The sequence below is a fragment of the Streptomyces sp. NPDC050546 genome, assembly GCF_044457425.1.
Lineage (GTDB): Bacteria > Actinomycetota > Actinomycetes > Streptomycetales > Streptomycetaceae > Streptomyces.
This window is the reverse complement of sequence record NZ_JBITGX010000011.1, coordinates 309,713-322,873: the sequence shown is the minus strand read 5'-3', so window position 1 is coordinate 322,873 and position 13,161 is coordinate 309,713. Positions and strand designations below refer to the sequence as shown.

Here is a 13,161-nt window from a genome sequence, read left to right as displayed (position 1 = left end):
CTCCGCCTCCCGAGCGAAGGGGCCCGGTCCGACCTCGGTCGGACCGGGCCCCTCGTCATCCCCCGCGAGCCGTGCGCACGCTCCAGCGGCCGCCCCGCCGTTCCAGGGCCAGCGGCAGGTCGAAACACTTGCCGAGCCGGTCGGCGGTCAGCACCTCGGCCACCGGGCCCTCGGCCAGCGGACGGCCCTCGCGCAGCAGCAGGGCGTGCGTGGTGTGCGGCGGAAGCTCCTCCAGATGGTGGGTGACCAGGACCGTCGCCAGCCGCGGATGGCCCCGGCGCAGCTCCTCCAGCGCCCCGATGAGCCGCTCCCTGCCGGGCAGGTCCAGGCCGGTGGCGGGTTCGTCCAGGAGCAGCAGCCGGGGCTCGGGCATGAGGGCCCGGGCGATCAGGGCCCGGCCGCGCTGGCCCTGGGAGAGGGTGGGCCAGCGCGCCTCACGGTGCTCCGCCAGCCCCAGCGTCCGGATCAGCCGCTCCGCCCGCTCCTCCTGCACCGGCGTCGGGCGCCACCGGGGCAGCGGCTCCACGGAGTTGGTCAGACCGGTCAGGACGACGTCCCGTACCCGCAGCGGCGAGCCGAGCGGATGCCGCGGGTCGACATGCCCCACGTGTGCGCGCAGCTCCCGCAGATCCACCCGGCCCAGCCGGTGGCCCAGCACCTCCACGGTGCCCCGGGTGGGATGGACGCGCGCGCCGAGCAGCCCGAGCAGGGTGGACTTGCCCGCGCCGTTGGCCCCGAGCAGTGCCCAGTGCTCACCGGCCCGGACCGTGAGAAACACCTCCTGAAGGATCGCCCGGCCGTCGCGTACGACGTGGGCGTCCTCGGCGCGCAGGACGACCGCCGTCACCGCAGCGCCCTGTTCACCGCGGACAGCACCGCCCGGACGGACGCGGCCAGGGTCGAGGAGTCCTGGCCCGCGCCTCAGCACGTCGTACCGCCGACCCGGCACTCGGCGAAGGCGTTCGCACCGCCCTCACCGGCCTGCTCGTGGAAGTCGAGCACCTCCACGTCGACCCCCGCGCCGGCCAGCGCGTCGACGAACGCGGAGACCGGGCCGCCACCCGTGCCCTCGTAGTCGCCGGTCCGGTCACCCGTCCGCAGCGTGCACACGAAGCGATGGCCACCGCGGGCCCCGTCCGGGTGCACGGACCAGGACTCCAGCGCCACGTCCCCGTCCTCCACGACGTAGGTCGAACGGAACAGCTCGTACAGCTCCTTCGCCGTCATCTCCCGGCCGCTGCCGTCCGTCGCCTCCTGCACGGCCCGGGAGAAGTCCGGCCGCATGCGCGCGGGGAGGTCGACACCGTGGTGGGCGCGCAGCAGATAGGCCGTGCCGCCCTTGCCCGACTGCGAGTTCACGCGGATCACCGCCTCGTAGGAGCGGCCCACGTCGGCGGGGTCGACCGGCAGGTACGGCACCGACCAGGGCGCCTGCCGCTCCGGCACGCCCAGCTCCCGCGCCCGTTCGGCGTGCCGGGCCAGGCCCTTGCTGATCGCGTCCTGGTGGGTGCCCGAGAAAGCGGTGTGGACGAGGTCCCCGGCGTACGGATGGCGCGGGTGCACGGGCAGCCGGTTGCAGTGCTCGACCGTCTCCCTGACCGTGTCGATGTCCCGGAAGTCGACCATCGGGTCGACGCCCTGCGCGTACAGGTTCAGCGCGAGGGTCACCAGGTCGACGTTGCCCGTGCGCTCACCGTTCCCGAACAGACAGCCCTCGACGCGCTGGGCTCCGGCCAGGACGGCCAGTTCGGCGCAGGCGACACCGGTGCCGCGGTCGTTGTGCGGGTGCACGGAGAGGATCACGCTGTCGCGCCGGGCGAGATGGCGGTGCACGTACTCGATCTGGTCGGCGTAGACGTTCGGCGTCGCGATCTCCACGGTCGCCGGGAGATTGTGGGTCACCGGCCGGTCCGGGCTCGCGTCCCACAGCTCGGTCAGCCCGTCGCACAGTTCCAGGACGAAGTCGGGCTCGGTCAGGTTGAAGGTCTCCGGCGAGAACTGGAAACGGACGTACGAGGCCTCGTCCGCCCGGCGGGCCATGTGCTCGGCGGCCTCCCGCACGGTCCGCCACACCTCCGCCCGGTCCCGCCCCAGGACGACGTCCCGCCACACCGGCGAGGTCGCGATGTACAGATGCACGACGGCCCTCGGCATCCCCTCGATCGCCTCGAATGTGCGGTCGATCAGGTCCCTGCGGGCCGGGGTGAACACGACCGGCGTGACGTCGTCCGGTACGGCGTCGCCGGTCGCCAGGTGCCGTACGAAGTCGAAGTCGGTGCGGCTGGCCGAGGGGTAGCCGACCTCGATCTCCTTGAAGCCCATGCCGGTCAGCAGGTCGAAGAAGCGGCGCTTGCGGGACGTGTCCATCGGCTCGGCGAGGGCCTGGTTGCCGTCGCGCAGGTCGACGGGGACCCAGAGGGGAGCGCGCTCGGTCCGGGCGGCGGGCCAGTCGCGGCCGGCGGCGGGGACGTGCACACGGTCCTGGAAGGGGCGGTAGCGGTGGAAGGGCATGGGGCCCGGGCGCTGGGGATTCCAGACCGGGGCGGGGGTGGTGGTCATCGTCGGCTGTGGCCTTCGGCTCGGTCGGACGGTGACCGGCGGCACGGCGCCCCGCGGCGGGGTGCCGGTCGCGTCAGGCCCCGCCGCGGCAGCCGAGAAGAACGAGACCGCGGAACGTCATGCGCCGTACGCTAGCCACTCCTCAGCTCCTCAGACAAGTGAAACCTCGATAGAATCCCCCTACTCCTCAGACAAGTTGGTGAAGTACATGCCGCTCGGCGCCGTCCGCCCCAGCCCCCTGGTCGAGCAGGCCGCCGCCCGGCTGCGCGAGCAGATCACCGGTGGCCACTGGCCCGTCGGCACCAAACTGCCCGGCGAGACGACCCTGGCGAAGGAGCTGGGCGTGGGCCGCTCGACCGTCCGCGAGGCGCTGCGCGCTCTGGCGGGTGCCGGGCTGGTGCGGCCACGCCAGGGCGCCGGCGTCTTCGTCCTCGCGACCGAGCCGGTCGAGGACTGGCCCACCCGGCTGCGCCGGGCCGCCGTGACCGACGTCTACGAGGTCCGTATGGCGGTCGAGGTCCACGCGGCCCGGCTCGCCGCGCGCCGCCGCACCGACGACGACATCGCGGCGCTGCGGGCGGCGCTGGAGACCCGCCGCGCCGCCGCCAGCGCCGACGACGCCGTCTTCGTCGACGCGGACATCGCCTTCCACGCCACCGTGATCGCCGCCGCCCGCAACCCGGTGCTGGCCGACCTGTTCACGGAGTTCACGCCGGTCCTCCGGGACGGTCTGATCGAGCTGCTGTCCCTGACGGGCCTGCGCGGCCACGACCCGAACACCGGCGACGAGGCCCACGAGGAACTCGTCCGGACGGTGGCGGACGGGGACGAGGAGGGGGCGGCGGAGGTGCTGCGCGGGGAACTGGAGGACCCGTTCGCACTTGCCGGGAAGTCGGAACAGCCCTTCTGCCCCGGAGGTTGACCCTGGTCACGAAGGCTCCGCGAGGAGGCCCAGGCGCTATCGATCCCCGGAAGGGCGAGGCGAGACATGAAGATCGGCATCATCGGAGCGGGCAACATCGGCGGCAACCTGACCCGGCGGCTCACCGCCCTCGGTCATGACGTGTCGGTCGCCAACTCCCGGGGCCCGCACACCCTCACGGCCCTCGCGGAGGAGACCGGCGCGACGCCCGTGACGGTCGAGGAGGCGCCGCAGGGCGCCGAGATCGTCGTGATCACCATCCCGCTGAAGGCGGTCCCGGACCTGCCGTCCGGTCTCCTCGCCAAGGCGGCGGACGGCGTCGCGGTCATCGACACCGGCAACTACTACCCCCGGGAGCGGGACGGCAGGATCGCCGCGATCGAGGACGACGGCCTCACCGAGAGCCGCTGGACGGAACGCCGGATCGGCCACGCGGTCGTCAAGGCCTTCAACGGCACCTACGCCCAGGACATCCTGGAACGCCCGCTCCCGCCCGGCGACCCCGGCCGCATGGCCCTCCCGGTGGCCGGCGACGACGAGCCGGCCAAGCGCAAGGTACGGGACCTCATCGACGCCCTCGGCTTCGACACGGTGGACGCCGGCGGCATCGACGACTCCTGGCGTCAGCAACCCGGCACCCCGGTCTACGGCCTCCGTGCCGGCACCGCCGCGGTCACAAAGGCCTTGACGGAGGCGTCCCCGGAACGCACGCCGGGGTTCAGCGGCTAGGCCCCCCGGCCGGTCAGGCGTCCTCGGCCCATCTCCGCAGCGCGGCCTTGCTCTCGAAGTCGGCGACGTTCTTGTCCAGCGGATTGTCGGTGTACTGGTGGAAGCGCCACTTCGCCTTGATGCGGGGCTTGCCCGCGGAGACGTAGTCGGCGATCCACAGGGCGTCGCCCGCGTAGGACGTCGTGTCGATGTTGAGCCAGAAGTTTCGGTTGGCGTAGAGAATGACCTGGTTGTTCGGCCGGAGGTCCTTCAGCTTGCGGATGAACAGGTCCTTCTCCGCGTTGCTCGCGTGGGTTCCGTTGCTGGTCGTCTCCCAGTCGACGGCGAGGATGTCGCCCGCCCGGTCCGGGGCCTTGCCGACGAAGTACTCGGCCTGGGCCTGGAGGTTGCCGGGCCACAGGAAGTGGTAGAAGCCGACGACCAGCCCGGCGTCACGCGCCCGCTTCGTCTGGGCGGCCAGTTTGGGATTCACGTAGGACCGCCCCTCGGTCGCCTTGACGAAGACGAAGGAGAGGCCGTCGGTGCCGTAGGAGGAGGACTGGTAGGCGCTCACGTCGATGCCGCGCAGCATGGGGCTCCCTCTGGTGCGGGTGGGGCTGAAGTTCCCTTGGGCCGGAGGTTGTTGTTATGCCCCGCGAGGGCGGCCGTACGCCGGGCGCGAGGAGGCTCGCGGCCCGGCGGTGGTGAACGCCGGTCGGCTTCAGGAGGTGGGGGAGGCGGCCTCGGCGCGGGGCGCGTCGTCGGCGGGAGCGGCTTCGCGGTCGTCCAGGGAGACGTGCTTGGTCTCCTTGCCGAGCAGGAGCGCGATCAGCGTCAGCACCGCCATCGCCGAGAGGTAGACGCCGACCAGCCACGGCGAGCCGTCCCCGGTCTCCCACAGCGCCACGGCGATGAACGGGGCGACCGCCGCCCCGAGGATGGAGCTGACGTTGTACGCGATGCCGGAGCCGGTGTAGCGCACGCTGGTCGGGAAGAGCTCGGGCAGCAGCGCGCCCATCGGGCCGAAGGTCATGCCCATCAGGGTGAAGCCGAGCACGAGCCACAGCACCACGCCGAGGGTGCCCAGCTCTATCAGCGGCACCCAGACCAGTCCGAAGACCACGATCGCGGCGGTGATCCAGATCAGGGTGGCGCGCCGCCCGTACCGGTCCGCGAGCGGGCCTGAGACCAGGGTGAACGCGGCGAAGAACAGCACGCCGAAGATCATCATGAGCACGAACGTGGTGTAGTCGTACCCGAGTCCGGGCACGGCGGCGTTCTTCGCCGCGCGTCCGTAGCTGAGCGAGAACGTGGTCATCAGGTAGAAGAGCACATACGTCGCCAGCATGATGAAGGTGCCCAGGACCAACTGCTTCCCGTGGCCGCGGACCACGGTGACGAGCGGCAGCCGCCGCACCCCGCCGGACTCGCGGGTCTTGGCGAAGACCGCCGACTCGACGAGCCGGGAGCGCACCCACAGGCCGATCGCGACCATCACGGCGGAGAACAGGAACGGGATCCGCCAGCCCCAGCTGACGAAGGCGTCGGAGGGCTGCGAGGGGTCGGCGCCGGCCGCGGACGGCAGCAGCGCGCCGATGACCAGGAACAGGCCGTTGCCGATGATGAAGCCGAGCGGGGCGCCCAACTGCGGGAAGGTGCCGTACAGGGCGCGCTTGCCGCTGGGGGCGTTCTCGGTCGCGACCAGGGCGGCACCGCTCCACTCGCCGCCGAGCGCGAAGCCCTGCGCGAGCCGCATCAGCACGAGCAGCGCGGTGGCCACCCAGCCGGCCTGGGCGTAGGTGGGCAGGACGCCGATGAGGAACGTGGCGATGCCCATGGTCAGGAGCGAGACGACGAGTGTCTTCTTGCGGCCGAGCCGGTCACCGAGGTGCCCGAAGACGACGGCGCCGATCGGGCGGGCGACCATCGCGGCGCCGAAGACCGCGAAGGACGACAGCAGCGCGGTGGTCGGGTCGCTGCTCGGGAAGAAGAGCTGGGGGAAGACGAGCACCGCGGCGGTCGCGTAGATGTAGAAGTCGTAGAACTCGATCGTCGTGCCCATGAGGCTGGCGACGAGGACGCGGGACCGCGGGTTGACGGGCGTCGGGGCTGAACCAGTGGCTGGGGCGGGCATCGATCGGTCCTTCACGCATGAAACATGGACACTGCAACGATGTCAGCCATCTTGTTTTTCGGTATCGCCATCTCGCATCGCAAGACGACGCCTCAGTGGCCCCGTGGCCCGGTGGCCCGGCGCTCAGCCTCGACGATGTTCACCGCCAGCCCGCCCCGGGCGGTCTCCTTGTACTTCACCCTCATGCTGGCCGCGGGCGCCCCTGAGCTGGGCAAACGCTCCGACAGGGCGGCCTGAAGGAGAGCGCAGCGTCTACTCGGCATCGATGAGGAACTTGTCGGCGAGCTGGAACTCCCAATCCTCGGGCAGGTCGTGGTAGAACAACTCGGGTTCGGTCCGCTGCTGGTGCAGCCGCCAGTAAGCGTCGGCGATGACGTCGGGTTCGGAGTTGGGGCGGCCCTGGCCGATCGCCGCGGCGAGGGCGACATGGGCGACGTAGACGCCGTGCTGTGCGACCGAGGAGTTGAGGTTCAACAGCCAGTTGCGCAGACCGGCTGTCGCGATCTGAGCGTTGGCGACCTGAGGGATGATCATGGGGCCGGAGCCCCCACCGGTGGTGGCGATGATCGTGCCGGAGCCACGTTCGAGCATGCCGGGCAGGACCTGCTGCACGGCGGTGATACCCCCGTGTACGTACACTTCCAGCTCGGGAATCACTGACTCGACCGTGATCTGAGACGCTTCGACAATTGGCCGACTGGCCATATCGGCGCGGCTGGGAGCAGGCGAGTACTCCAGCACGTCGATCGTACCGAAGTGGCGCTCGGCATCTTTCAGCGCGGCCCTCAGGGCGGGCCGGTCGGTGACGTCCGCGGGAAACGCGGCCGCGTTACCCCCGGCCGTGGAAAGCGCGTCGACCAGTTCGCGCAGCGCGGCCTCGCGGCGGGCGATGAAGGCGACATTGAAGCCTTCCGCCGCGAACCTTCGGCCGATCGCCAAGCCCAGCTGGGGTCCGGCGCCAACTATTGCAATCGTGCTCATTGCTCTCCTGTTTCGCACATGTCCACCGTGCTCGCTCGTGCAACGCATGTGGCATTCGGTAATAGTCATAGTGGTTGATCTGAGAATGGCGACTGACAACGCGCCGGTGAGGCTGGTGGCGGTCCGTCGAGTCCCAACTGTCAGGCCATCCATGCGCGAGCGGCCACACCCCAACGCCCGCTCCAGCCGCGCCAACTGAGCCGGCCGCCCCTGGGCCGCCCTCGACCAGGAGATGTGTCGGAGCTGCGGGCGGATCGCTACGGAGGGACGTGCTTCATCAGGTGGTCCTTGTGGTGATGGCCGGTCAGACCCGGGAAGCGTCGGACCCGGAGTATCCCCGGGACCGCCTATACCCGTTGCAGCCTAGGTGCGGAAGCGCAGCACACGATTGAATCACAGCGACATTCGCGTGGGACATAAGCGCCACCAGAACGTCCCGGAGCAGTAATGCAGTTGAATTGACGCCAGTACCACCCGGCACAGGACGGGGGCCGGAATCGTGTGACTACACTGCGGCGATGTCAGCGCCGTAGCGCACGGCATTTCACGGCACCCAACAGGCTGCGGAAGCGCCCCCGCCTTCAAGAGCCCACCTCCTCACCAGCACTCAGAGAGGTCCTGACATCGATGCCGATAGAAGAACTGAGTGGCGCCGTCCAGTACCTGATGGATCTCCTGGGCATTTTCGCCTTTGCCCTTTCCGGGGCGTTCCTCGGCGTACGCAAGGACTACGACATCTTCGGCACGGTCATCCTCAGCGAGGCGGCGGGCCTCGGCGGCGGCCTCTTCCGTGACCTGGTCCTCAGGGTCACCCCGGTCGCCTTCACCGATCTCGGCTACTTCTTCACGCCCTGCGCCGCAGCGGCGATCGTGTACTTCGGTCACCGGCTGCGTCATGACGACAAGGTGGACGAGGCCAGACTGTTCGACATCTCCGACGCGGCGGCGCTCGGACTCTTCAGCGTCACCGGCACGATGAAGGCGCTCGCCCACGGCCTCAACGTTCCCGCCGCGGTCACGCTCGGCTGCGCCAGCGCAGTCGGCGGCGGCGTGCTCGCCCAGCTCCTCGCCCTCGAACAGCCGGCGCTGCTCCGCTGGAACCGTGATCTGTACGCACTGCCCGCCCTCGTCGGCGGGACCTCGGTCGCTCTGCTGCACCACACCGGACTGCTGAACGTCGGCACCGCCGTCGGCACCGCTCTCTTCGCCTTCGGACTACGCCTCCTCGCGCTGCGCTACAACTGGCGAACCCCGCGCTCCCACTTCTGGCGCAATCCGTTCGCAGGTATGCGGCAGCAGTTGCCAACGGTGGAACCGGCCGCAGGCTCCGCATCGTTTCCGTCACCGTTACCGACGACAGAAGCGGATACGATCATGCTGCCCTCCCTCAAGGGGGAGACGAGCAAGGGGGAGACGAGCACACTGCCCCCGGCTCAGCTCCCCTCCCCCGGCCGGGACCCGCGACTCCTCCTCCGTCAGCCGCCACGACCGGAACAGAGGGAGCGAGACCAGGCCCCGCAGGGGGAGTAGACCGTGTGAGACCTTCGGGACCCACGGCGTACGGGCAGTTGAGTGGTGTAGAGGCCGTCGACCACCTGATCCAGGTCAGTGCCGCTAGCTCAATCGGGGGAGCCACCGACCGCCCACATCCGCCGCCGGCGGCTGGAAGAGACCCGGCGCGCTCTCACCGCGCAGCCCGGTGAACGCGACCGCTGCTCGACCGGACGTACTCGGTGGGCGTTTGGCCGTACTCCTTCTTGAAGACACGAGTGAAGTGGCTGCTGTCGGTGAATTGCCAGCGTGCCGCGAGCTCCGAAATGGTCGGTCGGCCGACGGGCGCTGTCAGTTCGAGGCTTGCTCGTTCCAGCCGCCTGCGGCGTATGTACGTGGCCACTGACTCCTCGGCCTCGGCGAACGCCCGGTGCAGCGTCCGTACGGAGACCTTGAGTTCGCGCGCCAGGGCCGTGGGGGAGAGGTCGGGATCGGTGAGGCGCCTGTCCACGATGTCTCTGGCCGCTTGGGCCAGGGCGAGGGTGAGCTGTGGCTCACGGTCGTCGAACGCCTGCACGAGGACTGCCTTGACCAGTTCGATCAGAGAGTTCCGAGCGGCTTGCACGCCGGCATCGGTGAGGTCGTTCAACGTCGACTCCACGATTTTGGTATACGCCGTGAGCAGACGCATTTCGGCAGAGTCGGCCTGCCCGACGATCGCCCGGTCACCGATCAGCGGCCTGAGTTGCGAGGCCGGCAGGATCAGCACCTTTGCTGTGGTGCGCGGTTCCACCTCGAATCGCGTCGGGGGACCGTTGTGCCGCACGATGAACTGCCCGGCCGGTATGGAGGCCTCGCCCCGGTCGCGCGGACGGACGAAGCGCCACTCGCCTCGCTCCACCACATGCACGAGGACTCGGTCGTCGAGGTGGTGGGAGGCGCCCCGAGTGACGCCGGCCACCGAACCCTGGAGGCCCGCGACCACCGTGTCGTGCAGCTTGGCCGCGCGGACACGGACCCGGAAGCCGTCCGATCCGAGCGGCTCCAGGGGCGGCAGGGGGAGCGCCTCTCCGGTCTGTGATTCCCATTGACGCCGGAAGACGTCGAAACCGTCCCGCGCGGTGCCAGAGGCTGTGACGTCGGCGAAGAAGTTCCTCCGCGGTCCGTCGGGCCGCGGTTCACCGTTCCCCGTGTCGCTGATCACCATCGCCTCAGTTCATCGGTAGCCGCACTTTTGCGGCCTCATCCCACCACGGCACGCGTCTTCCCGGCACTGCCGTCCCATCAGAGTGTCGCTGTGGTCCAAGCGCACGCCGTGGCCGTCTCCCTAAGGTGAGGAGCGCGGACGACGTCGCCGAGCGCGACGCGAAGACCCCGGGTGGCGCCCCTTGCGAAACAGGCGGACGGCAGCTCAGGGCTGGCTTCCGCCTCACTGTGAATCCTGAAGGGTCTCAACTGTCATGCCTGACACCAACCGTGGTATTGACGTCGCGTCGAACGATCCCGTAGCCGATGCTGCCGCTGTCTTCGACATGCTGACCGGCCTTGTCGTCGCCCAGACCCTGAGGGGCATAGCGGCGCTGCGCATAGCCGATCACCTCTCCGACGGAGTCATGACGGCCGAGGAGGTGGCCGAGCGCGAGGGCAGTCACCCGCAGGCCACATACCGTCTGATGCGCGCGGCCTCGTCATTGGGCATGCTGAGCCACGAGGGGCAGCATCGGTTCGCTCTCACCGGTCGAGGCCGACTGCTGCGTTCGGATGTGCCCGGCTCCCTGCGCTCCCTGGTACTGGCCCAGGCCGGCGGCGCGCACTGGCAGTCCTGGGACCACTTCCCCGATGCTGTGCGGCAAGGCAGGACCCAGACCAGGCAGGCGTTGGGGATGGACATTTTCGAGTACTACGCGAAGCCGGAGCACGCCGAGGAAGCAGCTCTCTTCGCGCAGGCGATGGGCGACCTGTCCAGCCTGGTGACGCACGGCGCCGTGGCCGCCGTCTCCACCGCCGACGTGTCCACCGTTGTCGACGTCGGCGGTTCGAACGGTGATTTCGTCCTGTCGCTGATGGAGGCCAACCCCCGGCTGAGCGGGCAGGTCCTCGATCTGGCTCACGCCGTCGAGGGCGCTCGCAGCGAGGCCGAGAAGCGTGGTCTGTCCGACCGCTTCTCCGCAGTGGCGGGCGATTTCTTCGCGGAGGTCCCCCCGGCGGACCTCTACCTGCTGAAGACGATCCTGCACGACTGGGACGATGCCCAGAGCGCGACCATCCTGCGCAGTTGCAGGTCCGCCGTGAACGAGGGGGGACGCGCGCTGGTCGTCGAGATGGTCATCGGCGAGATCGGTCAGCCCGACGACTTCGCCACCCGGTCGGACATGGCCATGCTCACCATGACGAACGGCATGGAACGCGATCTGGACGAATTCGACGCGCTCTTCGCTGCCTCGGGATGGCGCCGGTCGAAGACGTACCCCGTCGGTGGCGGTTACTTCGGCCTGGAACTCGTTGCCGTCTGACGGCAGCCGCACGATGCTCTCGCTTCCGGCCTCGCCGGCGTCCGGGTGACCGGTCGCCGGCGAGCTGTTGTAACGCGGTTCGTTGGGCCGCCGCCAACGACGGGTGCCGGCTCCCATCATTACGATCATCGATGGCGGACACTGTGGATTTGGTCTGGCTCGACGCGACCGAGCTGGCGCGCCTGATAGCCGTCGGCGAGGTCACCGCGATCGAGGGCGTGCAGGTGCATCTGGATCGCATCGAGGCGCTGGGCGAGCGGGTCAACGCGTTCGTCACCGTGCTGGGCGAGCAGGCCCTCGCCGCTGCCGCGCACCCGCGTACCGGGCCGCTGGGTGGTGTGCCGTTCACGATCAAGGACTCGTTCGACACCGAGGGTGTTCGGACCACCCGGGGATCGTCGTTGTTCGCCGATCACGTACCGGAGGCCGACGCCACCTCCGTGGCACGGCTGCGGGCTGCGGGCGGCATCCCGTTGGCGAAGACCAACCTGCCGGAGATGTCCTACTGGACCGAGACCGACAACCTGGTCGCCGGCCGGTCACTCAACCTCTACCACGTGGTGAGGCGGGGCATCACGTGCCGCGGCGCGGTTCTCCCGCCTCATGCGCGGCAGCCGACCGGGCGTACTCGGTGGGCGTCTCGCCGTAGCGCTTTTTGAAGGCACGGATGAAGTGACTGCTGTCGGCGAATTGCCAGTGAGCGGCGAGTTCCGAGACGCTCAGTCGGCCGGCCGGAGCGATGAGAGCCGTCCGGGCCCCTTCCAGCCGTCGGTCACGGATGTAGGCGGTCACCGACTCTCCCGTCACGGCGAACGCCCGCTGGAGGGTACGGACGGAGACGCTCAGCTCGCGGGCGAGCATCGCGGGAGAAAGCTCGGGCTCGGCGAGGTGGCTGTTCGCCAGGTCCTTCGCGGCCTGGGCGAGCGCGGGAGCCAGCTGGGGCTCCACAACGTCCAAACGACGCATCGCCACCGCCTTGGCCAGCTCGATCAGCGTGCTCCAAACGGCCTGCACACCGGCCGGGCCCAGGTCGGCAAGGACGGCGTGGACCGTGTTCGCGTAGGCCGACAGCAGGCGCATCTCAGCCGTATCCGCCGACCCCATGCTGGTCCGGCCCCCGACCAACGGTTTGAGCTCCCCGGCGGGCAGAAGGAAATTCTGCGCGCTGATGTGTGACGACGTCTCGTACGTCGTCTGCCGTCCCGAATACCGGAGCAGGAACTGCCCGCCGGATACGGTGTGCACGGCGTGATCGGACGAGCTGTCGATCATCCATGCGCCGCGGCGTACGACGAACAACTGCACCCAGTCTTCATCAATGTCCGGCGCGGGCGCGGTGCGAAGGGGCAACGCAGTGCGGAAATCGGTGAGGGCCACATCGCGCACCATGACAGCGCGGCCCTTGACCCAGAAGGCATCCGTGGTGGCCCGAGTGAAGGTCGTCAGTGGGAAGCCCGGGCCAAGCCGTGCCTCCCACTCGCATCTGAAGGCCTCGAAGTCTGTGGAGTCCCAGCTGAAGCTCCTGCGCGACGAATCGGCCACCGCTCCATCGCTGTCCATCGCCAGTCGGTTCCACCTCACAGTCGATACTCCAACTCCATTTTATAGCACTATTGTTCGACTCGAACAGTCGCTGCGCACGGTGCTCAAGGGGAGATATCCGCTGCCTGAGTGGTCGTCAGGGGCGTAACGAGGGCGGGTACTTCGGAGTTCACCGCGGTGTCCCTTCAAGGGGTGGCTGATGCGACGGGTCAAGCACATCAGCCACGGACCCCGGCGGTCGTTGCCGTGTACACCCCGAGAAGCGGTATAGCAGGCTGTACCGCTTGGGTCGCCACGTCGCGTGGTGCGCG

Annotated in this window: 13 protein-coding genes and 1 pseudogene; 7 read left to right on the top strand and 7 right to left on the bottom strand. The window is 69.4% G+C overall.

The features are described 5' to 3' along the window. Window positions 1-55: 55 nt before the first annotated feature. Complete coding sequence (locus tag ACIBK5_RS27720) at window positions 56-847, bottom strand: ABC transporter ATP-binding protein (protein ID WP_399023497.1); 792 nt, start codon at window positions 845-847, stop codon at window positions 56-58. Beyond that, window positions 844-2,559 (bottom strand): annotated as a pseudogene (locus ACIBK5_RS27715) (2-isopropylmalate synthase). The gene ACIBK5_RS27720 and the pseudogene ACIBK5_RS27715 overlap by 4 nt, the downstream one beginning before the upstream one ends. Window positions 2,560-2,767: 208 nt before the next feature. Here ACIBK5_RS27715 and ACIBK5_RS27710 point away from each other — a divergent pair. After that, window positions 2,768-3,481, top strand: coding sequence for a FadR/GntR family transcriptional regulator (locus ACIBK5_RS27710; protein ID WP_399023495.1), 714 nt, complete (start codon window positions 2,768-2,770; stop codon window positions 3,479-3,481). 42 nt (window positions 3,482-3,523) lie between these two features. Continuing rightward, on the top strand, window positions 3,524-4,210 hold the full coding sequence (locus tag ACIBK5_RS27705) for an NADPH-dependent F420 reductase (protein ID WP_399023566.1): 687 nt from the start codon (window positions 3,524-3,526) through the stop codon (window positions 4,208-4,210). A 13-nt stretch (window positions 4,211-4,223) separates the two neighbouring features. On the opposite strand, the gene ACIBK5_RS27700 is transcribed toward ACIBK5_RS27705, so the two are convergent. Both ACIBK5_RS27700 and ACIBK5_RS27695 read right to left on the bottom strand, forming a co-directional pair. Beyond that, entirely contained in the window at window positions 4,224-4,781 is a 558-nt protein-coding gene (locus ACIBK5_RS27700) for a glycoside hydrolase family 25 protein (protein ID WP_399023492.1), read from the bottom strand. Window positions 4,782-4,910: 129 nt separating this feature from the next. Beyond that, window positions 4,911-6,323: an MFS transporter gene (locus ACIBK5_RS27695; protein ID WP_399023490.1), complete on the bottom strand. Its 1,413-nt coding sequence runs from the start codon at window positions 6,321-6,323 to the stop codon at window positions 4,911-4,913. Between the two features lie 39 nt (window positions 6,324-6,362). Between ACIBK5_RS27695 and ACIBK5_RS27690 the strand changes: the two genes are divergently transcribed. Then, entirely contained in the window at window positions 6,363-6,560 is a 198-nt protein-coding gene (locus ACIBK5_RS27690) for a hypothetical protein (protein ID WP_399023488.1), read from the top strand. Between the two features lie 15 nt (window positions 6,561-6,575). Here the strand turns inward: ACIBK5_RS27690 and ACIBK5_RS27685 are convergent, their stop codons facing one another. Then, complete coding sequence (locus tag ACIBK5_RS27685; protein WP_399023486.1) at window positions 6,576-7,304, bottom strand: SDR family NAD(P)-dependent oxidoreductase; 729 nt, start codon at window positions 7,302-7,304, stop codon at window positions 6,576-6,578. 627 nt (window positions 7,305-7,931) lie between these two features. On the opposite strand from ACIBK5_RS27685, the gene ACIBK5_RS27680 reads away from it, so the two are divergent. Beyond that, on the top strand, window positions 7,932-8,834 hold the full coding sequence (locus tag ACIBK5_RS27680) for a trimeric intracellular cation channel family protein (RefSeq protein WP_399023484.1): 903 nt from the start codon (window positions 7,932-7,934) through the stop codon (window positions 8,832-8,834). Between the two features lie 154 nt (window positions 8,835-8,988). Here ACIBK5_RS27680 and ACIBK5_RS27675 read toward each other — a convergent pair whose 3' ends face one another. Further along, on the bottom strand, window positions 8,989-9,705 hold the full coding sequence (locus ACIBK5_RS27675) for a helix-turn-helix domain-containing protein (RefSeq protein ID WP_399023483.1): 717 nt from the start codon (window positions 9,703-9,705) through the stop codon (window positions 8,989-8,991). On the opposite strand from ACIBK5_RS27675, the gene ACIBK5_RS27670 reads away from it, so the two are divergent. The 3 genes from ACIBK5_RS27670 (at window position 9,700) to ACIBK5_RS27660 (ending at window position 11,967) form a co-directional block, all read left to right on the top strand. Next, entirely contained in the window at window positions 9,700-9,876 is a 177-nt protein-coding gene (locus ACIBK5_RS27670; RefSeq protein ID WP_399023481.1) for a hypothetical protein, read from the top strand. The two genes, ACIBK5_RS27675 and ACIBK5_RS27670, sit on opposite strands and share 6 nt — an antisense overlap. Before the next feature lie 379 nt (window positions 9,877-10,255). Beyond that, on the top strand, window positions 10,256-11,308 hold the full coding sequence (locus tag ACIBK5_RS27665; protein WP_399023479.1) for a methyltransferase: 1,053 nt from the start codon (window positions 10,256-10,258) through the stop codon (window positions 11,306-11,308). Between the two features lie 131 nt (window positions 11,309-11,439). Continuing rightward, complete coding sequence (locus ACIBK5_RS27660) at window positions 11,440-11,967, top strand: amidase family protein (RefSeq protein WP_399023477.1); 528 nt, start codon at window positions 11,440-11,442, stop codon at window positions 11,965-11,967. Here ACIBK5_RS27660 and ACIBK5_RS27655 read toward each other — a convergent pair. Beyond that, complete coding sequence (locus ACIBK5_RS27655) at window positions 11,882-12,868, bottom strand: helix-turn-helix domain-containing protein (protein ID WP_399023475.1); 987 nt, start codon at window positions 12,866-12,868, stop codon at window positions 11,882-11,884. The two genes, ACIBK5_RS27660 and ACIBK5_RS27655, sit on opposite strands and share 86 nt — an antisense overlap. Window positions 12,869-13,161 lie beyond the last annotated feature (293 nt).